At 46.1% G+C, this 24,436-nt stretch carries 27 protein-coding genes and 1 pseudogene; all 28 read left to right on the top strand.

What is annotated here, in order from left to right:
- Position 1 precedes the first annotated feature (1 nt).
- The 28 genes and pseudogenes from EUBREC_RS16020 to EUBREC_RS15910 all read left to right on the top strand — a co-directional run bounded on the left by EUBREC_RS16020 (position 2) and on the right by EUBREC_RS15910 (position 24,390).
- A complete protein-coding gene (locus tag EUBREC_RS16020) occupies positions 2-637 on the top strand; it encodes a CHC2 zinc finger domain-containing protein (RefSeq protein WP_004853608.1) in 636 nt (211 codons plus the stop codon).
- The gene (locus EUBREC_RS16015; protein ID WP_023923443.1) at positions 591-1,877 is read left to right on the top strand and encodes a virulence-associated E family protein; all 1,287 of its coding nucleotides are present in this window, start codon (positions 591-593) and stop codon (positions 1,875-1,877) included. Before EUBREC_RS16020 ends, EUBREC_RS16015 begins: the two co-directional genes overlap by 47 nt.
- Positions 1,878-2,143: 266 nt before the next feature.
- Positions 2,144-2,308: a transposon-encoded TnpW family protein gene (locus tag EUBREC_RS17210; protein WP_004853612.1), complete on the top strand. Its 165-nt coding sequence runs from the start codon at positions 2,144-2,146 to the stop codon at positions 2,306-2,308.
- Positions 2,309-2,420: 112 nt separating this feature from the next.
- A complete protein-coding gene (locus EUBREC_RS16010; RefSeq protein WP_015533334.1) occupies positions 2,421-2,867 on the top strand; it encodes a hypothetical protein in 447 nt (148 codons plus the stop codon).
- A gap of 147 nt (positions 2,868-3,014) precedes the next feature.
- Positions 3,015-3,827, top strand: a pseudogene (locus EUBREC_RS16005) (VirD4-like conjugal transfer protein, CD1115 family); the annotation flags it as partial.
- Between the two features lie 121 nt (positions 3,828-3,948).
- Positions 3,949-4,089, top strand: a complete 141-nt coding sequence (locus EUBREC_RS17205; protein WP_041254350.1) for a Maff2 family mobile element protein — start codon at positions 3,949-3,951, stop codon at positions 4,087-4,089.
- Between the two features lie 204 nt (positions 4,090-4,293).
- Positions 4,294-4,671 carry a GntR family transcriptional regulator gene (locus tag EUBREC_RS15995; RefSeq protein ID WP_035394499.1) on the top strand — a complete coding sequence of 126 codons (378 nt, stop codon included), beginning with the start codon at positions 4,294-4,296 and terminating at the stop codon, positions 4,669-4,671.
- A 2-nt stretch (positions 4,672-4,673) separates the two neighbouring features.
- A complete protein-coding gene (locus EUBREC_RS15990) occupies positions 4,674-5,534 on the top strand; it encodes an ABC transporter ATP-binding protein (protein WP_005933713.1) in 861 nt (286 codons plus the stop codon).
- On the top strand, positions 5,531-6,178 hold the full coding sequence (locus tag EUBREC_RS15985; protein ID WP_012744307.1) for an ABC-2 transporter permease: 648 nt from the start codon (positions 5,531-5,533) through the stop codon (positions 6,176-6,178). The genes EUBREC_RS15990 and EUBREC_RS15985 overlap by 4 nt, the downstream gene beginning before the upstream one ends.
- A 21-nt stretch (positions 6,179-6,199) precedes the next feature.
- Complete coding sequence (locus tag EUBREC_RS17855) at positions 6,200-6,367, top strand: DUF6440 family protein (protein ID WP_005933716.1); 168 nt, start codon at positions 6,200-6,202, stop codon at positions 6,365-6,367.
- Positions 6,368-6,518: 151 nt separating this feature from the next.
- Positions 6,519-6,962 (top strand): sigma-70 family RNA polymerase sigma factor, encoded by a 444-nt coding sequence (locus tag EUBREC_RS15980; RefSeq protein ID WP_006555732.1) that lies wholly within the window; start codon positions 6,519-6,521, stop codon positions 6,960-6,962.
- Positions 6,955-7,155 carry a helix-turn-helix domain-containing protein gene (locus tag EUBREC_RS15975; protein ID WP_006858003.1) on the top strand — a complete coding sequence of 67 codons (201 nt, stop codon included), beginning with the start codon at positions 6,955-6,957 and terminating at the stop codon, positions 7,153-7,155. The genes EUBREC_RS15980 and EUBREC_RS15975 overlap by 8 nt, the downstream gene beginning before the upstream one ends.
- Before the next feature lie 585 nt (positions 7,156-7,740).
- Positions 7,741-8,139: a plasmid mobilization protein gene (locus tag EUBREC_RS15970; protein ID WP_034479871.1), complete on the top strand. Its 399-nt coding sequence runs from the start codon at positions 7,741-7,743 to the stop codon at positions 8,137-8,139.
- Positions 8,111-9,736 carry a relaxase/mobilization nuclease domain-containing protein gene (locus tag EUBREC_RS15965; protein WP_041254743.1) on the top strand — a complete coding sequence of 542 codons (1,626 nt, stop codon included), beginning with the start codon at positions 8,111-8,113 and terminating at the stop codon, positions 9,734-9,736. Before EUBREC_RS15970 ends, EUBREC_RS15965 begins: the two co-directional genes overlap by 29 nt.
- On the top strand, positions 9,726-10,112 hold the full coding sequence (locus EUBREC_RS17200; protein ID WP_012744303.1) for a cysteine-rich VLP domain-containing protein: 387 nt from the start codon (positions 9,726-9,728) through the stop codon (positions 10,110-10,112). The genes EUBREC_RS15965 and EUBREC_RS17200 overlap by 11 nt, the downstream gene beginning before the upstream one ends.
- Before the next feature lie 130 nt (positions 10,113-10,242).
- Positions 10,243-10,989, top strand: a complete 747-nt coding sequence (locus tag EUBREC_RS15960) for a replication initiator protein A (RefSeq protein WP_012744302.1) — start codon at positions 10,243-10,245, stop codon at positions 10,987-10,989.
- Positions 10,986-11,843 (top strand): ATP-binding protein, encoded by an 858-nt coding sequence (locus EUBREC_RS15955; RefSeq protein ID WP_012744301.1) that lies wholly within the window; start codon positions 10,986-10,988, stop codon positions 11,841-11,843. The genes EUBREC_RS15960 and EUBREC_RS15955 overlap by 4 nt, the downstream gene beginning before the upstream one ends.
- A complete protein-coding gene (locus EUBREC_RS15950) occupies positions 11,840-12,028 on the top strand; it encodes a transposon-encoded TnpW family protein (RefSeq protein ID WP_002569233.1) in 189 nt (62 codons plus the stop codon). The genes EUBREC_RS15955 and EUBREC_RS15950 overlap by 4 nt, the downstream gene beginning before the upstream one ends.
- Before the next feature lie 111 nt (positions 12,029-12,139).
- Positions 12,140-13,750, top strand: a complete 1,611-nt coding sequence (locus EUBREC_RS15945) for a recombinase family protein (RefSeq protein WP_012744300.1) — start codon at positions 12,140-12,142, stop codon at positions 13,748-13,750.
- A 21-nt stretch (positions 13,751-13,771) separates the two neighbouring features.
- Positions 13,772-13,933 (top strand): Maff2 family mobile element protein, encoded by a 162-nt coding sequence (locus EUBREC_RS18425; protein ID WP_012744299.1) that lies wholly within the window; start codon positions 13,772-13,774, stop codon positions 13,931-13,933.
- A gap of 12 nt (positions 13,934-13,945) precedes the next feature.
- Positions 13,946-14,815 carry a VirB6/TrbL-like conjugal transfer protein, CD1112 family gene (locus tag EUBREC_RS15940; protein WP_012744298.1) on the top strand — a complete coding sequence of 290 codons (870 nt, stop codon included), beginning with the start codon at positions 13,946-13,948 and terminating at the stop codon, positions 14,813-14,815.
- A gap of 23 nt (positions 14,816-14,838) precedes the next feature.
- Positions 14,839-15,303, top strand: a complete 465-nt coding sequence (locus EUBREC_RS15935) for a PrgI family protein (protein WP_012744297.1) — start codon at positions 14,839-14,841, stop codon at positions 15,301-15,303.
- Positions 15,185-17,641: a VirB4-like conjugal transfer ATPase, CD1110 family gene (locus EUBREC_RS15930; protein ID WP_027090295.1), complete on the top strand. Its 2,457-nt coding sequence runs from the start codon at positions 15,185-15,187 to the stop codon at positions 17,639-17,641. Before EUBREC_RS15935 ends, EUBREC_RS15930 begins: the two co-directional genes overlap by 119 nt.
- An 18-nt stretch (positions 17,642-17,659) precedes the next feature.
- Positions 17,660-17,770 carry a hypothetical protein gene (locus EUBREC_RS17385; RefSeq protein WP_023922645.1) on the top strand — a complete coding sequence of 37 codons (111 nt, stop codon included), beginning with the start codon at positions 17,660-17,662 and terminating at the stop codon, positions 17,768-17,770.
- An 18-nt stretch (positions 17,771-17,788) separates the two neighbouring features.
- A complete protein-coding gene (locus EUBREC_RS15925) occupies positions 17,789-20,590 on the top strand; it encodes a CD1108 family mobile element protein (RefSeq protein WP_012744295.1) in 2,802 nt (933 codons plus the stop codon).
- Positions 20,571-20,933, top strand: a complete 363-nt coding sequence (locus EUBREC_RS15920; RefSeq protein WP_012744294.1) for a DUF4315 family protein — start codon at positions 20,571-20,573, stop codon at positions 20,931-20,933. Before EUBREC_RS15925 ends, EUBREC_RS15920 begins: the two co-directional genes overlap by 20 nt.
- Positions 20,887-22,317: a CD1107 family mobile element protein gene (locus EUBREC_RS15915; RefSeq protein WP_023922641.1), complete on the top strand. Its 1,431-nt coding sequence runs from the start codon at positions 20,887-20,889 to the stop codon at positions 22,315-22,317. Before EUBREC_RS15920 ends, EUBREC_RS15915 begins: the two co-directional genes overlap by 47 nt.
- Positions 22,318-24,390, top strand: a complete 2,073-nt coding sequence (locus EUBREC_RS15910; RefSeq protein WP_012744292.1) for a DNA topoisomerase 3 — start codon at positions 22,318-22,320, stop codon at positions 24,388-24,390.
- Positions 24,391-24,436 lie beyond the last annotated feature (46 nt).

Genomic DNA, 24,436 nt, shown 5'->3' with positions numbered 1-24,436 from the left:
CATGAATGTATTTGCAGTAGTGAAAGAAAATGTCACTGCAAGGCAGGTGGCTATGCAGTATGGCATCAAAATCAACCGGAGTGGGCTGGCTTGTTGTCCGTTTCATAAAGACAAGACTCCCAGCATGAAGATTGATAAGAGATACTATTGTTTCGGCTGTGGAGATACCGGAGATGCGATAGATTTTGTGGCAAAATATTTCGGGCTTGCACCAAAGGAAGCTGCAATGAAGATTGCATCTGACTTTGGACTGAATTATGACGCAACCAACCGGGCACCACCGAAAAAGATGGCACCAAAGAAAACACCGGAGCAGATACTGGATGAAGAGCAGAAGCAGTGTTTTTGTGTTCTGTCAGACTATTATCATCTGTTAAGGAAATGGAAAACAGAATATGCACCGAAGAGCATGGATGAGGAATGGCATCCCTGCTTTGTAGAAGCTCTGCAGAATATCAGTAAAGTGGAATATCAGCTTGATACTCTCCTTGAAAAGGATATTCCTGACAGAGCTTCTGTTGTTTCTGACATTGGAAAGGGGGTGAAGTCGATTGCAGGAAGAATTGAAGAGTATCGGAGAAGTCAGGGCGATGCTGGAGAGCACAGAAAAGGGAGAAGTCAGGAAAACAGTCGGTAACTATCGTCTGATTTTGATGAATGACCCTAATCTGCAGGGTGCATTCCGTCTGAACATGTTTACGGATAAAATCGACATTACAAGGGATTTGGGATGGTATCGTGAAAGCGACAGCCTGACGGATGTTGATTTGAAATTCCTTGTTGTCTACCTTGAAAAGCATTATGGATTATCCAACGAAAAGCGGATTGAGGATGTGATAAAGGTCGTGGCAAATGAAAACAGATACCATCCGGTTCTTGACCGCATCAATTCCATAACATGGGATGGCAGGGAGAGGATACGCTATGCACTGCATCACTTCTTAGGGGCAGAGGTCAGTGAGTACACCTATGAGGTAATGAAGCTTTTTATGATAGGGACGATAGCAAGAATTTCATGCCCGGGCATCAAGTTTGAAGTAATGCTCTGCCTGGTAGGTGGTCAGGGAGCCGGTAAATCCACTTTTCTGCGTTTCCTTGCCATGGAAGATGACTGGTTTACGGATGACTTGAAGAAAATGGATGATGATAATGTATACCGAAAAATACAGGGGCATCTGATTATAGAGTTCCCTGAAATGGTGGCAATTCTCAATGCCAAGAATGTGGAAGATACCAAGTCCTTTATGAGCAGACAGAAAGACACTTACAAGACCCCATACGACAGGCATCCCAAAGACCACAAGAGGCAGTGCGTGTTTGCCGGTTCATCAAATTCGCTGGATTTCCTGCCTATGGACAGGTCGGGAAACCGAAGATTTCTGCCTATTCTTTGCAATATGGAAGAGGCGGAAACTCATATACTCGATGATGAAAAGACATCAAGGGAATATATCGACCAGATGTGGGCAGAGGCTATGGAAATCTACAGGAGTGGCAAATGCCAGCTGAGGCTTCCGAAAGAGATGGAAAAAGAGCTTTGTGAGTATCAGAAGCAGTTTATGCAGGAAGATACCAAGAAAGAGCTGATTCTTGACTATTTGGAGCATTACGAGGGAAGCATGGTATGTTCAAGGCAGTTATATTCTGAGGCATTGGGAAATGACGGAAATCCGGCACAATGGGAAATTCGTGAGATTAATGACATTATGAATAACTGCAGTGATTGGATTGCCTTTAGTAATCCAAGACATTTTCCTGAACCATACCGCAGGCAGAAAGGATGGGAGAAGCCTGACAACAGAGGTCAGGATTTTCAACCGATAACCAAGGAGCAGATGGAGCAGTTATCATTGCCACCGGAGTGGATGGAGAGATAAATGCCTGATAGGTTGTCGGCTGGTTGTCTATCCCGTTGCCAACCCCGTTGTCGGTTCTATGTTCTATAAAACCTTATATTTACTATGTTTTTAAGGGATATATATAGTTCTGACAACGAAAGCAACGGAATATTTGAGAAAAAGTAAATTTAGGAAAAGTAACTATAAATAAAAGGAATTGAGAGTTTTTAGAGGTCGGTTGTCAGCTTCCGGTTGTCAGCTGAAAGAGGCTCTTCCTTACCAGGCAGACATAAAGGAGAACACAAATGGAGAATAGAAAATCACACACACCGGTAGCACTCAGAAAGCAGATAGGTGGCACAATGTATGTTGTGAGAGTGCATTTCAATGAGGATGCCGAAGAAAGCATGAAGGACAAGATAAAGAGGCTGATTGAGAATGATGTTAGGGCAAATCAGCATACGGCATAGGTAGAAAAGCATATGGAAAACTTGCATATATTGTGGTATAATTAGTATGTTCAATAAGAGCGAAAAATAAGAATATTCTTAACAGATGAATTTATGGAAGGGTGAATTTATCATGAGGAAGAATGTAAAAATCATTGTTGGTGTCGTTGTGCTTATTCTTGTACTCGTTGTTGGTTCTTTTGTAGGACTCATAATTAACCGTACCAACGACCATAAATTTGGGAGATATGTATCAACGGAAGGTCCTTGGGGAATGACTGCCACCTGGGTATCGGAGGACAGTGCCAGTTATCTTGTCTGCAAGAAGGAAAACGATGAACCGTTTGCCAATGTTACAGCCTATTTTCAGGGTGTGGACGGTTGGCAGGCCTATGAGTTGAATAGCATCGATAGAATTGTTTATCTGGACATTGTAAAAGATGGCGTTGTTGTTGACGGCACCAGCGGCTATATGAAATTTGATGGAACTACATTTACTATTACAGATCTGGACAAAGATACCTTTGGTGCAGATGAATTTCATTATGTCATTACCGATAAGGAGTTCAGTCCCGATTAAAGTGTCAAACCTATTCCAGTTTGGGCATGAGGTTGCCGAAAATCAAAAGTGAATAAAAATGACTTTATAGCCATTGTGGAGAAATCTACAGTGGCTTTTTTCATGCAATGAAATGTATGGGTACTAAAAAGTCTTTGACATTTTGTTTCAGGCAAAACGGCGAAGTCGATTTTGATTTCCTGTGGTGCCAGACTTGCCCCATTTGATATCGCAGAGCTTCGTGAGATCATGTCTTACGATGAAATGGAACTGGATAAGATCGGAGACAGGAAAACAGCCTTGTTTCTGATTATGTCCGATACGGATACCACATTCAACTTTGTGATTGCGATGCTGCAGTCACAGCTTTTCAATCTGCTTTGCGACAAGGCAGATGATGAATATGGCGGCAGACTTCCGGTGCATGTGCGTGTCATCGCTGATGAGTTTGCCAACATCGGACAAATTCCTCAGTTTGACAAGCTGATCGCAACCATCCGAAGCAGGGAAATCTCTGCTTCTATTATTTTGCAGTCACAGAGCCAGTTAAAGGCAATGTATAAGGATAGTGCAGATACCATTCTGGGCAACTGTGATACGACTTTATTCCTTGGTGGGAAAGAGAAGACCACATTAAAGGAAATGAGTGAGCTTCTGGGTAAGGAAACCATTGACCTGTATAACACTTCGGAGACAAGAAGCAATCAGAAATCTTTTGGACTGAATTATCAGAAACTGGGGAAACAGTTGATGACAGAGGACGAGATTGCAGTCATGGATGGAGGAAAATGTATCCTGCAGATCCGTGGTGCCAGACCATTTTTCTCAGACAAATATGATATTACGAAACACAAAAACTATCGGCTTCTTGCAGATGAAAACGAGAAGAACCGATACAAGGTTGAGAAAGAGTTAAATCCGCAGTACACACCGAAATCTGAAGAAGAGGTGGAAGTAATTCAAGTAGATCTGTCGGAGTAACCTTGGGAATGAACGAAAAATAATAAGGAAAGGAATAACTGACATTAGGTGCGCCGGCTTTTTAGTCGGTGTTTTTTCATTCCCGTAAACACCTGAAAAAAGTCAGTTTTGGTGAATGTATATGGCATTTTTTAGCAGTGCAATTACAACTTTAAAAACTCTTGTAGTCGCAATCGGTGCAGGTCTTGGCGTGTGGGGTGTCGTAAACCTTCTGGAAGGATATGGGAATGACAATCCCGGCGCTAATGCTCATGTGCCATAAAGTAACACACAAGAAGTTGATAGACAACAGCCCGTTATTCCGTAAAAATTTCAAAGTAGAATTTCATGGAAGCCATACAAATTGTGTGGCTTCTTTTGCTTAATAAGCAAAGATAAATTTTCTAATACCCTATTGACAAAAGCGTTTGCCTTGAATATAATGTACTTGTACGATAAGTACATTAAAGAACAAAGGAGGGGCGTTGTGGAAATTATCATAAGCAGTAATACGAGCAAGCCAATTTATGAGCAGATAACTTCACAGATAAAAGCCATGATTATGAGTGGCGAGTTAAAAACCGGCGATCCTATTCCCTCTATGCGGGCGCTGGCAAAGTCCATTCATGTGAGTGTTATTACCGTTCAAAAAGCGTATGAAGATTTGCAAAGGGACGGTTTTATTGAAACAACGGTAGGCCGAGGAAGTTTTGTGTCGGCACAGAACAAAGACTTTTATCAGGAAGAACAGCAGAGATTGGCCGAAGAACATTTGCAAGAGGCCGCCGATATTGGGCGGATAAGTGGAATATCGTTGGAAAAACTGATTGAATTACTGACGATATTTTATCAAGAGGAGGATTAACTATGAACGCTATTTTGCAGGTTGAGAACTTGACAAAGCAATACGCCGATTTCAAGTTAGACCATGTTTCGTTTTCGGTTCCGAAAGGAACAATCATGGGGCTTATTGGCGAAAATGGAGCCGGAAAAAGCACAACTATCAATGCTATTCTTGATTTAATTCATAAAGATGATGGAACAGTTACTTTTTGGGGGCAGGAATTATCGTCCACAAAACAAATCAAAGAGGATGTTGGCGTAGTGTTTGACGGAATTAACTTCTATGAAACGCTCACTCCGGCCAAAGTCGGGAAAATTGCTGGTGCTGCCTACAAACAGTGGGACGGCCATCTGTTTCAAGACTATCTAAAGCGGTTTCAACTTCCAGCGGATAAGGAAATTAAATCTCTGTCCAAGGGAATGAAGATGAAGTTGTGTATTGCCGTCGCCCTTTCCCATAACCCCAAGCTACTGATTTTGGACGAAGCGACAAGCGGCCTCGACCCTGTAATGCGTGATGATATTCTTGATGTATTTCTTGAATTTGTTCAGGACGAAAATCATTCCATTTTGATGTCCTCGCATATCACAACAGATTTAGAAAAAGTCGCAGATTACATTACATTTATCCATCAGGGCAAGGTTCTTTTTTGTAAAACGAAAGATGAACTTCGTTATAACTATGGTATTATCCGCTGTGGCGCAGCACTGTTCGACCAGCTCGATAAAGCGGAAATTCTGGCTTACCGCAAAGATGATTATCAATGGAATGTGCTGGTAGCTGACAAGGAAAAAGCCCGGAGAAAATATAAAAATGCCGTAGTGGACGACGCAACAATCGACGATATTCTGCTGCTGTATGTGAAAGGAGAGCAAGCAAAATGAAAAGTCTTGTTTTGAAAGATTTATTTAATATCGGCCACAATGCGAAATCTATGCTATTCATCCTTGTGGTTTTTGCCGTTGCGCTTATTCCGTTTTCCGGCGTAGAAGGCTATATTTTTGTATGTGCGATTTTGTGCAGCATGATGATTGTAACAACCTTTTCTTTTGATGACAGTTCTAAATGGACACGGTATGCTATGATAATGCCAGTTTCCAAGAAAGAATTGGTTGCTGGAAAATTTATGGTGCTGGCTATCTTCTGCGCCATTGGCAGCCTCTTTGGGCTGATTATTGGTTTTATCGGTGGCCTAATCACACATAAAATCGTACTCGACATAGTAGGGATTGGAGAGCTTCTGTTTTTGACACTCGTTGCATGGGTAATCTCCCTTATTTTTGGAAGTATGTCAATTCCTCTTGTGTTCAAGTTTGGCGCAGAAAAAGGCCGTGTTCTGCTATTAGTATCATTCCTCATTCCGGCAGGGATTTGCTTTGGAATATATCAGCTTCTTACTATGCTGGGAGTTGCATTGACAGACCAGATTGTATTTATTCTTCTCTGCTGCTCACCGCTTCTGGCGTTGGCATGGTGCTATGTGATGTATCAAATCAGTTATCGCATTTTTGTAAAGCAAGAGCTTTGATTTCTATTGGGAGGTATCTATATGGGAAGCAGAAGATTTGAAATTACTGAAACCGCAGGAAGTGTGAAAGGCTTTTATGTGGTAGTGGACAGAGAAACCGGGGTCAATTACCTTGTGGCAAAGTTTGGAACTGGCGGGGGTATTTGTCCCTTGATTGACAAAGACGGAAAACCGATTATCAGCGAGTAGCAAAGCCAGCCGAGCCAGTCAACGGTCAAGATAAACAGCGCATACTGCGCTGCCGTTGACAGCCCCGCCCGCCTTTGCAGATAGGCAATCAAGGGGCGACAGCAAGGAGTGCTGCCGCCCTTTCCCATAATCGAAGAAAGGGGGATTTTCCATGACTGAATACGAAGCCTATCAAGAACATATCCGCTATACCCATGATACCTATTGCCGGATTGTTATTCGCCATGCGTCCTTTGACGCTGCCCGTATGCTGGCGGCGAGATGGAAACGGGAAATCTCCCTTGAATATCTGACCGAAGAAAAGTTTGTCCAACTAAGCACCACAGACGAGTATTTTCAAGTGCCGGACTATGGCGAAACTTATCCGTTCTCTGTCCGGGGGCAGACGATACTTTTAGATAGCTGTTCTCTTGCGGCTGCTCTTGCCCGATTGCCGGAACAGACGCAGGAAGAAATCTTTTTGTACTACTTTCAGCACTTGACGCAGAAAGAAATCGGAGAACAAAGCGGCTGGACACGCAGCACAATCGGGCGGCATATACGGCTTGCCTTGAAGCGGCTAAAAGAGGAAATGGAGGTGCTGTCCCATGAGTAACCGACTTCTCCCCTATGACACTATCATAAAGGCACATGAGGGCGACCCCATAGCGATACAAGCCGTCCTTGACCGATACGCTGGATATATCCGCTACTTCTCTAAGATGAACGGCTATTACAACTCTGATATGGAGGACTACATCAGAACAAAGCTGATTGAAAGCCTGTTCAAGTTCCGGCTTGACCGATAACATAGAAACTGAATATCCCGCCGCCCCGCAGCGGCACATGAAGCAGTAAATCCGAAAAAGATTTGCTGCTTTTTTTGCGCTCATTTTTGGCAAATTTCCAAAAGTTCCGTATTAGATAGTGAAACCAAAAAAAGGCTGCCGTTTTTTTAGACAGCGGGCAAAACGCAGCTTCCGAAACGCCTTATTGTCGGGAAAGACCGAGCCGCCGGAAAAGTTCTTGCCGGAAAGTCCGTCATTTTTGCTTTTTGCGGTGTTGTAGGGAGTAAGGGAAGAACGCCAGCCCGCAGCCTTTTATGAAAAAGCTGGTTATAGATTTTCTGAAAAAGTGGCAGTAGCAAGTGAGGGCAATCCGGCAGCCTTTTATAAAAAAGCTGGTTGCGATTTTCTGAAAAAGTGGCAGTAGCAAGTGAACGGCAGTCCGGCAGTTTCTTAGAGCAAGATTCTACCGCAGTACCAAAATTCGCTTTTCGCTCATTTTGCTCCTGCGGGAATCTTGTTGGGGAGTGCCTTCCCCAAACCCTGCTTATGCGGCTTACGCCGCTTATCCCGCCGCAGCCATGCGGCAGCCGAAAGGAGGTTTTTACCATGCGAAAACGATACAACACGCCGCACCGCAGCCGGGTAGTCAAGACACGCATGACCGAGGAAGAATACGCCGAGTTTGCGGAAAGGCTTTCTGCCTGCAACATGAGCCAAGCCGAGTTTATCCGGCAAGCCATAACCGGGGCAGCCATACGCCCCATCATAACCGTTTCCCCCGTCAATGACGAGCTGCTTGCCGCTGTCGGGAAGCTGACCGCCGAATACGGCAGGATCGGCGGCAACTTAAACCAGATAGCCCGGACGCTGAACGAGTGGCACAGTCCCTACCCGCAGCTTGCCGGGGAAGTACGGGCGGCGGTTTCCGACCTTGCTGCCCTAAAGTTTGAAGTCTTGCAGAAAGTGGGTGATGCTGTTGGCAACATTCAAACATATCAGCTCTAAAAATGCCGACTATGGCGCAGCGGAAGCCTACCTCACATTTGAGCATGACGAGTTTACCATGAAGCCCACCCTTGATGAAAACGGGCGGCTGATACCGAGGGAGGACTACCGCATTTCTTCCCTTAACTGCGGGGGCGAGGATTTCGCCGTTGCCTGTATGCGAGCCAATCTCCGCTATGAGAAAAACCAAAAACGGGAAGATGTGAAAAGCCACCACTATATCATCAGCTTTGACCCACGGGACGGGACAGACAACGGCTTGACCGTAGACCGGGCGCAGGAGCTGGGCGAGCAGTTCTGTAAAGAGCATTTCCCCGGACACCAAGCCCTTGTATGCACCCACCCGGACGGGCATAACCACAGCGGGAATATCCATGTGCATATCGTCCTCAACTCCCTGCGGATTTATGAAGTCCCGCTTCTGCCCTACATGGACAGACCAGCCGACACACGGGAGGGCTGCAAGCACCGCTGTACCAACGCCGCTATGGAATATTTCAAGAGTGAAGTTATGGAGATGTGCCACCGGGAGGGGCTTTACCAAATCGACCTCTTGAACGGCAGCAAGGAACGGATAACAGAACGGGAATACTGGGCGGCAAAGAAAGGGCAGCTTGCCCTTGATAAAGAGAACGCCGCCAGAGAAGCCGCCGGACAACCGACCAAGCCCACCAAGTTTGAAACGGACAAGGCGAAGCTGCGCCGGACGATACGGCAGGCACTTTCCCAAGCTACCAGCTTTGACGAGTTTTCTTCCCTTTTGCTGCGGGAGGGCGTGACCGTCAAGGAGAGCCGGGGGCGGCTTTCCTACCTCACGCCGGACAGAACAAAGCCTATCACAGCCCGGAAGCTGGGGGACGATTTTGACAAGGCTGCTGTCCTTGCCCTGCTTACGCAGAACGCCCACAGAGCCGCCGAAAAGCCTAAAGCCATACCGGAATACCCACATACCCAAAAGGGACGCTTGCAGGAGGAAAAAACCGCAAAAACCGCCCCGGCAGACAACACCTTGCAGCGCATGGTTGACCGGGAAGCCAAGCGAGCCGAGGGCAAGGGCGTGGGCTATGACCGCTGGGCGGCAAAGCACAACCTAAAGCAGATGGCGGCTACCGTTACCGCCTACCAGCAGTACGGCTTTTCCTCCCCGGAGGAACTGGACGAAGCCTGTTCTGCCGCCTATGCCGCCATGCAGGAAAGCCTTACAGAGCTGAAGCAGGTGGAAAAGACGCTGAACAGGAAAAAGGAGCTGCAACGGCAGGTACTTGCCTATTCCAAGACCCGCCCTGTCCGGGACGGGCTGAAACAGCAGAAAAACGCCAAAGCAAAAGCAGCCTACCGACAGAAGCACGAAAGCGACTTTATCATAGCAGACGCAACCGCCCGTTATTTCAGGGAGAACGGCATTTCCAAGCTGCCGGGCTATAAAGCCTTGCAAGCAGAGATTGAAAGCCTTATCAAAGAGAAAAACAGCGGCTACAACGATTACCGGGCAAAACGGGAGGAATACCGCCGCTTACAGACTGTCAAGGGCAATATCGACCAGATTTTACGCCGGAGCGAGCCGCAGCGCAGAAAGGAGCAGAGCCATGAACGGTAATATCCCCCGCATGGACTACCGCCAGTACCGGGCAGCCCGCCGCCTTGTGCATGAGTGCTGCAACTATGACAGCGGGAATTGTCTGCTTTTGGAGGACGGCGAGCCTTGCGTCTGTGTGCAGAGTATCAGCTATTCGCTGCTCTGCCGCTGGTTTACTGCCGCTGTCCTGCCCCTTGATGAAGCACTGGAAGCCGCCCTCTTGCGCCGGGGAAGCCGGAAACGCTGCGCTGTCTGCGGGGCGTTCTTTGTCCCCAAATCCAACCGGGGGAAATACTGCCCGGACTGCGCCGGACGCATGAAGCGGATAAACGCCGCCAAACGGAAGCGGAAACAAAGGGAGAAATGTCACGCTTTAGGGCATTTCAAACCCGCATAAATCAAGGCTTTTTTGGAGGGTGTCAAAGGGTGCGTGATACATTTATCCTTTTCCCCCGAAAACGCCCCCTAAAAGCGTAACAGAACCCATAGACAGACACCACAAGGAGGTGAACCCTATCGCTGATTATATGACCGCAGAAACGGAGCTGCCCGCTTACCTGCCTTACCCCCGTTTCCTGCTGAAAATGGACATATCCCACACCGCCAAGCTGCTGTATGCGCTGCTGTTAGACCGTTCCACCCTTTCGCAGAAGAACGGCTGGCAGGACAGCGAGGGGCGGACATACATTGTCTACCCCATAGCAGAGATAGCGGAAATGCTGGATAAAGGCTGTACCACCATAAAGGGCGCACTGAACGAACTGGACGCTGCCGGGCTGCTGGAACGCAGACGGACGGGCTTTTCTGCCGCCAATCATCTGTATGTGAAAGTGCCGGATATTCCAGTGGTACAGTTTTCCGACCAACTGACGGACGGAAAACCGCCCCTCATAAGGGCAGGAAACCGACCAACTGACAGCCGGAAAACTGACCTTATGACGGACGGAAAACCGTCCCCTAACCAAACTAATATAAACAACCTAATAGAGAGCCAAACAAAAAGAGCGAGTGAGGGGCAGTCCCCTGCCGCTTATGGCAGATATAAAAATGTATTCCTTTCTGACGCAGAACTTTTGGAACTGGAACAGGACTTCCCCGGCAAGTGGGAGTATTACCTTGACCGGCTTTCCTGCCATATCGCTTCCACCGGGAAGCAGTACCACAGCCATGCAGCCACCATTTACAAGTGGGCGCAGGAGGACGCTGCCAAAGGCAAGGCTGCCCCGAAACAGGGCATACCCGATTATTCATGTAAGGAGGGCGAGAGCTTATGAAAAACGAGATTGAAGCTATGATTACGGACATTACAACCACTACCGCCGAAGCGGAGGACTACACAGGCGAGGACGGGCTTTTATACTGCGGCAAGTGCCATACGCCCAAAGAAGCCTACTTTTCAAAAGAAACCGCCCAATGGTTAGGGCATGACCGACACCCGGCAGAGTGCGACTGCCAACGGGCAGCCCGTGAAAAACGGGAAGCCGCTGAAAGCCGACAGAAGCACCTTGAAACAGTGGAGGACTTGAAACGCCGGGGATTTACCGACCCTGCTATGCGGAATTGGACATTTGAGCATGACAACGGCAGAAACCCGCAGACCGAAACCGCCCGCTTTTATGTGGAGAGCTGGGAAACCATGCAGGCTGAAAATATCGGCTACCTGTTTTGGGGCGGCGTGGGGACAGGAAAAAGCTACCTTGCTGCCTGTATCGCCAACGCCCTTATGGAAAAAGAGGTTGCCGTTCGCATGACAAACTTTGCAACGATACTCAATGACCTTGCCGCCAGCTTTGAGGGCAGGAACGAATATATTTCCCGCCTTTGCAGCTACCCCCTGCTGATACTTGATGATTTCGGTATGGAGCGAGGGACAGAATACGGGCTGGAACAGGTTTACAGCGTGATTGACAGCCGTTACCGAAGCGGCAAGCCGCTGATCGCCACGACCAACCTCACGCTGGAGGAATTGCAGCACCCGCAGGACACGCCCCACGCCCGTATTTATGACAGGCTGACTTCCATGTGCGCCCCCGTCCGCTTCACGGGCAGCAACTTCCGAAAGGAAACCGCACAGGAAAAGCTGGAACGCTTAAAGCAACTGATGAAGCAGCGAAAGGAGAGCCTATGACAGAAACGAAACAGACAAGCACCACCAAAACAGACCGCCGCCCGGACTGTGTGACGGAAATCCGCATGGGCAACTCCGTCCTTACCGTTTCCGGCTTCTTCAAGCAGGGCGCAACCGACACCGCAGCCGACAAGATGATGAAAGTGCTGGAAGCGGAAGCTGCTACACAAAAAACGGCGATTTGACCGACCATAAAGAAGCAGATTTGACGCTTTTGCCGCTATACAGACAGCCGCCCCATGTGGTACAATCAAGGTACGGAATAGTGGGGCTGGCTGTCGGAAACGGAGGATTTTATGTTAAGACAGACCAACCAACAACCAATTACCGCCCTTTACCCAAGACTTTCCCATGAGGACGAGCTGCAAGGCGAGAGCAATTCCATTTCCAATCAGAAGCGTATCCTTGAAACCTATGCAAAGCAGAACGGCTTTTCCAATCTGCGCTGGTACACGGACGACGGTTATTCTGGTGCGAACTTTCAAAGACCCGGTTTTCAAGCCATGCTTGCGGACATTGAAGCCGGAAAAGTAGGGACAGTTATCGTAAAGGATATGTCGAGGTTAGGGAGAAACTACCTGCAAGTGGGAATGTACACGGAAATGATTTTCCCACAGAAAGGTGTCCGCTTCATCGCTATCAATGACGGAGTGGACAGCGCACAGGGCGACAATGACTTTGCCCCGCTGCGGAATATCTTTAACGAATGGCTGGTGAGAGATACGAGCAAGAAAATCAAAGCAGTAAAACGCTCAAAAGGCATGAGTGGCAAGCCCATCACAAGCAAGCCTGTGTATGGCTACCTCATGGACGAGGACGAAAATTTCATTATTGACGAGGAAGCTGCACCCGTAGTCAAGCAGATATACAACCTCTGCCTTGCCGGGAATGGTCCGACCAAGATAGCCCGTATGCTCACAGAGCAGCAAATCCCCACGCCGGGGACGCTGGAATACCGCAGGACGGGCAGCACCCGCCGCTACCACCCCGGCTATGAGTGCAAGTGGGCGACCAATACCGTTGTGCATATCCTTGAAAACCGGGAATACACAGGCTGTCTGGTAAACTTCAAGACGGAAAAACTCTCTTACAAAGTCAAGCACAGTGTAGAAAATCCCCCGGAAAAGCAAGTGATTTTCGAGAATCACCACGAGCCTATCATAGACACCCAAACATGGGAACGGGTGCAGGAGCTTCGCAAGCAGCGCAAACGCCCCAACCGCTATGATGAAGTGGGCTTGTTCTCCGGCATACTGTTCTGTGCAGACTGCGGCAGCGTCATGTATCAGCAGCGATACCAGACGGACAAGCGCAAGCAGGACTGTTATATCTGCGGCAGCTACAAGAAGCGCACCCATGACTGTACGGCGCACTTTATCCGCACCGACCTCTTGACCGCTGGTGTACTCTCCAATCTGCGGAAAGTGACCAGCTATGCGGCAAAGCATGAAGCCCGGTTTATGAAGCTCTTGATTGAGCAGAACGAGGACGGGGGCAAACGCAGGAACGCCGCCAAGAAAAAGGAACTGGAAGCCGCCGAGAAACGCATAGCCGAGTTATCCGCTATCTTCAAGCGGCTGTATGAGGACAGCGTGACCGGGCGCATATCAGACGAGCGTTTCACAGAACTGTCGGCAGACTATGAAGCAGAACAACGGGAACTGAAAGAAAGAGCCGCCGCTATCCAAGCGGAGCTTTCCAAAGCACAGGAAGCCACCGTGAACGCAGAAAAGTTTATGAATGTTGTCCGGCGGCATACCAGTTTTGAAGAACTTACCCCTACTCTGTTGCGGGAGTTTGTAGAGAAAATCGTTGTGCATGAGTGCAGCTATGACGAGAACAAGACCCGCAGACAGGACATTGAGATTTATTATTCTTTTGTTGGCAAGGTGGACTTGCCCGAATAACCGCCCGACCTATCCGACACAATGCGCAAGTGCCGGATAGGAACGGCAAAATTTTTTACACTTCTATTACTTCTTTATCACACATCAGCAAAGAGCCAGGGCATCAAACAGCTGATGGCTGGTGCCGGAATCATGCTGCTGGGAACTACCCTGATTCCACAGCTGGCAACATTGTTCTCTTAAGAGGAGTGGTAGATGAACACCATCATTGAGAGAATTACGGAAGCGATAAAGGATATCCTGATCGGGCTTATCAAGTCATGTTTGGATAACATGTTCACGTCTGTCAATGAGCAGGTGGGAACCATAGCCGGGCAGGTGGGACAGACACCGCAGGGATGGAATGCAGGGATCTTTAATCTGATCCAGAACATTTCCCAGACAGTAATTGTCCCCATTGCGGGACTGATCATCACCTTTGTCTTGTGCTATGAGCTGATTACGATGGTAACGCAGAAAAACAATTTCCATGAATTTGAGACTTACAACATTTTCCTCTGGATTTTCAAGGCGTATGTAGCCATTTATTTGGTGACAAATACGTTCAATATCACGATGGCGGTCTTTGATGTTGGCCAGCATGTGGTCAACAATGCCGCCGGGGTGATCTCCGGGAACACAGCGGTGGATGCATCAGAAGCAGTCGCAAGGATTGTGGATGCACTGGAAGATATGGAACTGGGGGATTTGTTCCTGCTATCCATGGAAACGCTGTTGATCAGTATTACCATGCGGATTCTGTCGATCATCATAACCGTTATTTTGTACGGAAGAATGATAGAAATTTACCTTTATACTTCCATAGCACCAATTCCGTTTGCCACCATGACCAATAAGGAATGGGGCAATATCGGAAACAACTATTTAAAAGGCTTGTTCGCACTGGCATTTCAGGGATTCTTCATGATGGTCTGTGTGGGAATTTATGCAGTTTTAGTAAATGCAATGACCATATCCAGTGACCTTCATGCAGCAATGTTTTCAGTAGCGGCGTATACCGTGATTCTTGCATTTTCATTATTCAAGACCGGAAGCCTTAGCAAATCAATATTCAATGCCCACTAACGGGCAGGAAAGGAGCGCATACCATGGCGTATGTACCAGTACCAAAAGACCTTACCAAGGTCAAAACAAAAGTAGCGTTAAATCTGACAAAGCGGCAGTTGATTTTCTTTTCACTTGCCGCAGTTGTGGGAATTCCGTTTTATCTGTTCATGAGAAAACCAATCGGTTCCAGTATCGCTGCCATTCTGATGGTAACGATCATGCTTCCGTTTTTCTTCATGGCGATGTATGAAAAAGACGGGCTTCCCTTTGAAAAAGTGGTGGCAAATATCATTCGACAGAAGTTTATATGTCCAGCGGTAAGACCATATAAGACAGAAAATTTTTATCAGGAGATTTCCACCCTTGTAAAAAAGGAGGGTGTGCCGGATGGCAAAAAAGACAAAGCAGGAGGCTCAGCAGGAGCGTCTGTCCCTGGCGGAAAAAAGAAACCGTCAGGAAAGAAGAAACAAAAAAAGCAGAAAAGAAAGAGAACAGGAAAAGCGTAGGAAGAAGCAGGAACGGGATCGTAGGAAACAGAAAAACATTCCTACAACTGCACAGCAGAGTATTCCGTATATTCGGATGCTGCAGGATGGTATCTGCCAGGTGACAAAGACCTTTTTCTCTAAGACAATTCAGTTTTATGACATCAATTATCAGCTGGCTTTAAATGAGGATAAGACCACGATATTTGAGAATTACTGTGATTTTTTAAATTACTTTGATTCTTCCATCAGTGTGCAGCTGTCCTTTATCAATCAGCAGGTGGATGTGGCTGAATTTGAGAAAAGTATTGATATTCCGGATCAGAACGATGACTTCAATGCCATTCGTGAGGAGTACCGGACCATGTTAAAAAATCAGCTTTCCAAGGGAAACAATGGTCTGGTGAAAACCAAGTATATCACTTTTGGAATCGAAGCAGAAAGCCTGAAGGTGGCAAGACCAAGGCTTGAAAGGATTGAAGCCGATATCCTGAACAACTTTAAAGTTCTGGGAGCACAGGCACATTCCTTAAATGGTCTGGAGCGACTGGAGATTCTGTATCATGTGTTCAACCAGGATCGGATTGAACCATTTAAGTTCCAGTACAAGATGCTGCCGGAAACAGGATTAAAGACCAAAGACTTTATTGCACCAACTTCCTTTAACTTTTCCAAGAATCAGACATTTCTGATGGGAAAGACCATGGGAAGCGTGAGTTATCTGCAGATCCTGGCACCGGAGCTTACAGACCGGATGCTTGCAGATTTCCTGGATGTGGATGACAGCATCAATGTCAATATTCATATCCAGTCCATTGACCAGAGTTCTGCGATCAAGATGATCAAGAGCAAGATTTCAGATTTGGATAAGATGAAGATTGAAGAGCAGAAGCGGGCGGTACGTTCCGGGTATGACATGGATGTGCTTCCATCGGATCTTGTGACCTACGGGGAAGAAGCAAAGAATCTGCTGGAAGATTTACAGTCCAGAAATGAGCGTATGTTTCTTGTGACAGTGTTGGTGATGAATACCGCAAAGAAGCGTCAGAAGCTGGATAACAATATCTTCCAGGTACAGGGTATCGCACAAAAATACAACTGTTCCTTAAAACAGCTGGACTATCAGCAGGAAGCAGCATTGATGTCCTGTATTCCACTGGGAGTCAATCGAATTGAGATTCAGAGAGGGCTTACCACATCGGCAACAGCGATCTTTGTGCCATTTACGACACAGGAACTGTTCCAGGAAGGGGAAGCTCTTTATTATGGATTGAATGCATTATCCAACAACATGATTATGGTTGACCGGAAGCGTCTGAAGAACCCGAATGGACTGATTCTTGGTACACCTGGTTCCGGTAAATCCTTCTCAGCAAAAAGAGAAATTACGAACTGTTTCCTGATTACGGAGGACGATATTATTATTTGTGATCCAGAAGCCGAGTATTATCCACTGGTGCAGGCACTGCACGGACAGGTCATCCGGATTTCACCGGTATCAGACCAGTATATCAATCCGATGGATCTGAACCTGAATTATTCAGAGGAAGATAATCCGCTGTCCTTAAAGGCAGATTTTATTCTGTCCCTGTGTGAACTGATTGTCGGTGGAAAGAATGGACTGGAACCGGTAGAAAAGACGATCATTGACCGTTGTGTGCGGCTGGTCTATCAGGAATATCTCGCTGATCCGGTGCCAGAGAAGATGCCGATACTGGAGGATTTATATAATCTGTTGCGGAAACAGGAAGAGCCGGAAGCACAGCGTCTGGCAACTTCATTGGAGATTTACGTTACAGGTTCCCTAAATGTATTTAATCATCGCACAAATGTGGACATCAACAACCGTATCGTATGTTTTGATATCAAGGAGCTTGGAAAACAGCTGAAGAAGATCGGGATGCTGATTGTGCAGGACCAGGTATGGAACCGAGTGACGATCAACCGTTCCGCTCATAAATCCACCCGTTACTATGTGGATGAATTCCATCTTCTCTTAAAAGAAGAACAGACAGCAGCCTACAGCGTGGAAATCTGGAAGCGATTCCGTAAATGGGGCGGTATTCCGACAGGAATTACCCAGAACATTAAGGATCTTTTAGCTTCCAGGGAAATCGAGAATATTTTTGAAAACTCTGATTTTATCTATATGCTCAACCAGGCATCCGGTGACAGGCAGATTCTGGCTAAACAGTTGAATATTTCACCAACCCAGCTGTCTTATGTAACCAACAGTAATGAGGGTGAAGGACTTCTGTTCTATGGAAATGTGATTATTCCGTTTGTAGACAGATTCCCGAAGAATTCCCTTTATAAGATTATGACAACCCGCCCGGAGGAAACAGCCGAAGCAGGGTAATACAGGAGGAGTAAAACAATGTTACAGGTAATTTCATATGGATTGACATTTTGTGGCGGTGCTGTATTTGGCATCGCTTTTCTTTGTTTATTACAGGCAGGGAAAGGGTATCCGAAGAAGGAGGAGTAATCAGTGGCAGAACAGAGAATGAAAGTCAGGGATAAGAAAGTCCAGAAAATGACCAAGGATGGTCTGGTGGAAGAAAACCTGACGGATAAATCTTCTGTTCGTGTCAGTAACCGTGCCAGTGATGTGCAGATGGGAGGAAAACAGGGGGAAAAAGAAGTAAGCCTTGTGGATAAGTCTTCCCGCCAGTCTGAACGGAGTGGGAAAAATATTCGTCCCTCTGTGCAAAAATCCAGAGATGCACCGGAACTGATACGGGCAGAGAAGCAAAGTGAGGATCTTGGACAGAGTAGAAAACAGCAAAATAGAAAAAGAATCCGTGCTGAAGTCGGAAAAGAATCCAGACTTGCAGAAAAATCCGAAGCCGGACAGTCAGGGAGACTGAAAGAAAAACGTGCGGATCTATCAGAAAACAGAGGAGACAGCCGGAGAAATCAGACCGGTGGTAGCAAAAAGCCAAAACAAAAACAGCGTTTGAAGTTTGCTTATGAGGAAACTGGTGCTTCTGTGAAAAATGATAAAGATATGGAGAAATTGAACCAGATGGATACGGATGGAGTCAATTTCCGACATCAGAAACAGAAGGAAAAAGCCAAAAAGTTTTCTTATGAGGAAGCAAAAAAGAAGAAGGAAGCAAAGCAGCATTCCAAGAAGGCACAGGTCTATCAGGCAAATGATGGAGAAGCTCCTGGAAAGAAGAAATCCCGCTTGAAGTTTGGCGAAGGGGAATCTGTGAAAACAGAAAAAACTTCTGTTGTCAAGAAAGCAGGAAGTGCAGCTTCCGCAGCATTGCACCGTGAGATCAGCAAAAATGAAGACGATAATGCGGCGGTAGAAGGTGCCCATAAGTTAGAAGAAAGCGGCGAAGGTGTTTACCGGCTGGAACAGAGAAGTGCCAGACGCAGGAAACAGAGGGCATTCAGAAAAAGAAGCAGACTTGAAAGACAGGAAGAGAAACAGACACAGGCGGCAGCCCGTCAGGAACAGAAGAAACTGAAAAAACAGATTCAGAAGCAACAGATCAAACGGGATTATGCCAAAGCGAAGCGAAGTGAACAGACAGTAGGAACAGCTACAAAAGGTACGATTGATTATATCAAGAAGATTGGCGGCAAAGTCACCAACTTTTTTAAAGAAAACCGGAAGGTGTATATCAGTGTAGCAGTTCTGATCGGATTGATGTTTCTGATCATAACGAATGTCACGTCATGCTCTGCAGTGTTTTTACAAAATGTGATCACTTACACCGGAACCAGTTATCTGTCATCGGATCAGGCAATCCGGGAAGCGGAACTGTATTACACACAGCTGGAAGCTAATCTGCAGGAGTGGATCAACAATATGGAATCTGAAGAACCAGGACATGAGGAATACCGATATAACATCGGACCTATTGAGCATGATCCGTTTATCCTGATTAGTTATCTGTCTGCAAAGTATGAAGAATTTACTTTTGAACAGGTCAAGCCGGAGCTGGACGCCTTGTTTGCAGAGCAATATCATTTAACTACTGAAGCAGTCAATGAGACTGTAACGGAGACAGCAACAGTAAGAGTTGGAGAATCTTTGGGACAGGTTGTGACCAGTGGATATTGTAACTGTCCAATCTGTTGTGGTATTTGGAGCGGAGGACCGACTGCCAGTGGAGCATATCCAACTGCCAATCATACCTTAGCGGTAGATGCTTCCAATCCGTTTGTTCCAATGGGAACAAAGGTAGTTATGAATGGTGTCGAATATACCGTAGAAGATACCGGAGCTTTCGCAAGATACGGTGTACAATTTGATGTCTATTATGACAGTCATGCGGCAGCATCTGCACATGGACATCAGACCTGGGAATGTTATCTTGCAGATGATAACGGAAGCAATGAAGTCGAAGTGACCAGAATCAGAGATGTGGACACGCTGAATGTAACATTGACCAGTGGAAACCTGATGTCAATCTGTCAGGACAGGTTGGGATTTTTCCAGAAAGAACTGTTCAGTGCCTACAACGATACCAAAGGCAACCTGCAGATGTTTGCAACACCGGTTGATTTTAACTGGTATTCCAGTGTGACCAGCTATTATGGATATCGGATTCATCCAATATCAGGAGCAAATCAGTTACACAATGGTATGGATATCGGAGCACCGGAAGGGACAAAAGTAATGGCAGGGCTGACCGGAACGGTTACAACTTCTGCTTATAACGACAGCTATGGCAATTATGTTGTAATCAAGGACAGTAAAGGCTATGAACTGCGGTATGCACATTTAAGCAGCCGGAGTGTATCTGCAGGTGCATCCGTCACGAAAGGTGATGAGATCGGTCTTGTAGGAAATACCGGAAATTCTACAGGAAGCCATCTTCACATTGAACTTTTGAAAAATGGAGAGCGGTTAAACCCGATCTTTTATCTGGAAACAGGAGAAGGGACAGGCTTTGGTGGTAATGAATATACCAGTGAAGCAGCGCAACGTTTACTGGAAGAGGCTGCAAAATATCTTGGAACACCGTATGTGTGGGGCGGATATTCCCCAAGTGGATTCGATTGTTCCGGATTTGTCAGCTACTGTCTGGTTCATTCCGGGGTAAGAAATACGGGAAGGCTGACTGCACAGGGACTGTACAACATTTGTACGCCAGTATCCCAGTCAGAAGCACAGCCAGGAGATCTGATCTTCTTTACCGGAACCTACGATGCAGGAGAACCAGTAACGCATATTGGAATCTATGTGGGCAATGGTCAGATGATCCATTGTGGGCATCCGGTTCAGTACACGTCCATCAACTCTCCATACTGGCAGAGCCATTTCTATGGATTCGGGCGATGGTAAGGAAAAGGGCGGTATAACAGCCGCCCGGAAAGGAGAAGAGATGAAAAGTCTTGAAAAAGCAACGGCAGATTATGAGAAAGCCAAGGAAAAAATGGAAGCATCTAAAGCCAGATATGAAGCAGATTTAAAGCGGTTCAAGGCTGCGGAGATTGCAAAAACAGAAGCAGAAAATCTGGAAATTGTAAGAATTATCCGTGCAATGGATATGAGTATTCCGGAATTGGAAGCTTTTAAAAAGAAAATGAAAAATGAGTTGCCCGGCAGGGTAGAAATACAGAAGGAGGAAATAAAAGCCGATGATGAATCTGGAAAAAATGAAACAGAAGAAGAGAACAAATACTAAAAGCAGGGTAAAAAAGAGTCTGCTTGCAGCAACGACATTTCTTTGCCTGACAACACCTTTGCTCCAGACACAGACTGCTTATGCAGCTGAGAATACCACGCCTGCAATCACGATTGAGAAACCGGATGGATGGAAACAGGGAGAAACAACCATTGCTGTTACGGTAGATGCCAGCCATATGCCGGAAGGTTTCTCAATAGCAAAGATTGAAGCAAAAGCAGGAAAAGATGGAAGCTGGCAGGATGTAACTGGAAGCGGAAGTATCACGATCACAGGAAATCAGACAGTGTATGTGCGTGTGACAGATGGTGATGGAAAGGTGTATGAGCAGAATCGTTCTATTAAGTGTTATGACACGGAAAAGCCGACACTCTCTGCTTCCCTGACAGATGGTGTGCTGACGATTCAGGGGAATGATACAGTATCCGGGATTACTGCAGTAACAGTTAATGGCACCACTTATACAGATCTGAAGGATGGAATGCTGAGAGTGCAACTGACACAGAAAGATTTTACTACAAAACAGATTGAGATTACGGTAACAGACGGTGCCGGAAATACTTCTGAAAAGTATGTGTTGCAGAATCCTTATTATGAATGGGCAAAGAAGCAGGCAGAGAAACAGAAAACCTCCAGTGACAGCAATGGTGCAATGGCAACTACGACCAGTGCAGATGCAACGGGAACTGAAAAAACAACGACTTCTCCGCTTCCGCAGGATGCACAAGCTTCTGAGCCAACAGATGCAAAAGGAACTGTGGATGATCGGACAGTGACAGGTATTGAGGAACAGCTTAATAAAGAAGGCGAGACAGCAGATTCTGTTACTAAAACAGCTACGGAAGGCACAAAAGAGTTTTATACCATTTCAACTAAGAGTGGTAAGATTTTTTATCTGATCATCGACAATTCAAAATCTCAGGATAATGTGTATTTCCTTACAGAAGTCAGCGAGAAAGATCTGATGAACTTCACACTTTCTGATTCCGTGACACTTCCGGAAGTAGATACTGTTTATGCAGAACCAGAGAAACAGGCTGAAGAAGAAAAGCCGGAAACAACTGAGACAGCTGAGAAAGATAAGGTAGAGGATGAAATCCAGATGCCAGAAGATAAAAGTCCATTTGGAACGTATCTTCTGATTGCACTGGTTGCAGTAGGAGCTGCGGCAGGAGGATATTACTTCAAAGTCTATAAACCAAAGCATGAATATGATGACGAGGATGAGATGGAAGAGGATGAAGATGAATCCGAAGATTCAGAATCTGAAAAGCGGGAAGTAGACGATGCAGATGAGCAGGAAGAAAGTATAGAACCAGAAATCCTGAGAGACGAGGATTTTGATGATGCTGTGCTGGAAGATGAAGAAGAGGAGCAGGAGTAAATGAAATTAGTGATTGCAGAAAAGCCATCGGTTGCGATGGCACTGGCTTCCGTGATTGGAGCCAGAACAAGAAAAGATGGCTACGTGGAAGGAAACGGTTATCTCGTTTCCTGGTGCGTAGGACATCTGGTTGGATTATGTGATGCATCAGAATACGATGAAAAATATAAAAAATGGAGATATGAAGATCTGCCGATTGTGCCGGAATGTTGGAAACACAGGGTATTGGAAGGCACGAAAAAGCAGTTTGGAATCTTGAAAAAACTGATGCGAGATTCCAAAGTAGATGAAGTAATCTGTGCTACAGATGCCGGGCGGGAAGGAGAACTAATCTTCCGTCTGGTGTATGAGCAGGCAGGATGCAAAAAGCCGATGAAGCGGCTCTGGATCTCTTCCATGGAGGAACAGGCAATTAAAGATGGATTTGCGTCATTAAAAGACGGTTCGTGTTATGACAGTCTCTATCAGTCAGCACTTTGCAGGGCAAAGGCAGACTGGCTGGTGGGAATCAATGCGAGCCGTCTTTTTTCCGTTCTGTATAACCAGAATCTGAAAGTTGGAAGAGTACAGACACCAACACTTGCCATGATCGTGGATCGAAATCAGAAGATCAAGGAATTTACCAAAGAAAAATATTATATGGCTCATATCAAGTTTGACGAGATGGATGCGGTCACAGAGCATTTTCAGAAAAAAGAAGATGCAGATAGAGTGGCTGCGGACTGTATGGAGCGTATGTGCGAAGTGGAAAAGGATGATGTGAAAGAAAAAACGGTCCGTCCTCCGAAGCTCTATGATTTGACCACTCTGCAGAGGGAAGCAAACAGAATGTTTGGTTATACCGCACAGCAGACATTGGATGCCGTGCAGGAGATGTATGAGCAGAAGCTGGTCACTTATCCGAGAACAGACAGCCAGTATCTGACAGATGAGATGGGAGAAAGCACTGAAACACTGATTCAGATGTTACTTGGGAAAATGCCTTATGCTGAAGGTCTGGAATATCACCCAGACGTGAGTAAGGTATTAAATTCAAAGAAAGTATCCGATCACCATGCGATTATCCCAACCATGGAAGTAGCCAAAGCAGATATTGGTGAACTGAAAGAACGAAACCGCAAGATTTTGTATCTGATCAGTGCCAGGGTTCTGACAGCAACTGCAGATCCTTATATTTATGAAAGCCATAAATGCCAGATCACCTGCAATTATCATACGTTTTATCTCACAGCAAAGAAAACAAAGCAGGAAGGATTCAAGGCGATCGAAAATAAATTGAAACAGTTCTTTGGCGTAAAGATTGAGAAAGAAGAGCCGGAGCTGGATATCTGGGCAGGCAAGCATTATGGTCCCTGTGATTCTTTGGTATCGGAGCATTTCACACAGCCACCGAAACAGTACACAGAAGATACCCTGCTTTCTGCGATGGAACGTGCAGGGAATGAAGAACTGACCGAAGATACAGAAAAGAAAGGACTTGGTACTCCGGCAACAAGGGCAGCAATCATTGAAAAACTGATTCAGTCTGGTTTTGTGAAAAGGGAAAAGAAAAATCTGGTGCCGACAGATGATGGTAATGTATTGATTACAGTTCTGCCAGATGAGATTAAATCTCCGAAGATGACCGCAGAGTGGGAAATGGCATTGAATCACATTGCCCAGAATACAGAGACAGCAGATGAATTCCTAAATGGGATTACAGAACTGATGCAGGAACTGGTTGCCAGGTATCAGGGAATTTCAGAAGAAAAGAAAAATCAGTTTCAGGGAAAGGCAAAAGGAGAAGTCATTGGCAAATGTCCCCGATGTGGAGCAGATGTCCAGGAAGGGAAAGTAAACTTTTACTGTTCTGACCGGAACTGTACTTTTACCTTATGGAAGAATGATAAATTCCTTGCGAGTCAGGGAAAAAAGATGGATAAGACGGCAGCAAAGAAGTTCCTGTCTAAAGGAAAAATCCATTATAAGGATCTGGTATCAAGAAAAACAGGGAGACAGTACGAAGCAACTGTGGAGATGGTTGATCCCGGAGAGGGAAATGTACAGTTCAATCTGATTTTTCCACAACGATAAGTAGTGTATTGCAGGCAGTCTAAGGACTGTCTGTTTTAATACAAAT

Origin of the sequence: Agathobacter rectalis ATCC 33656, assembly GCF_000020605.1 — a bacterium.
In the GTDB taxonomy this organism is placed as follows: Bacteria; Bacillota; Clostridia; order Lachnospirales; family Lachnospiraceae; genus Roseburia; species Roseburia rectalis.
The sequence above is the reverse complement of the archived record's forward strand: the minus strand, read 5'-3'. Positions and strand labels throughout refer to the sequence as shown.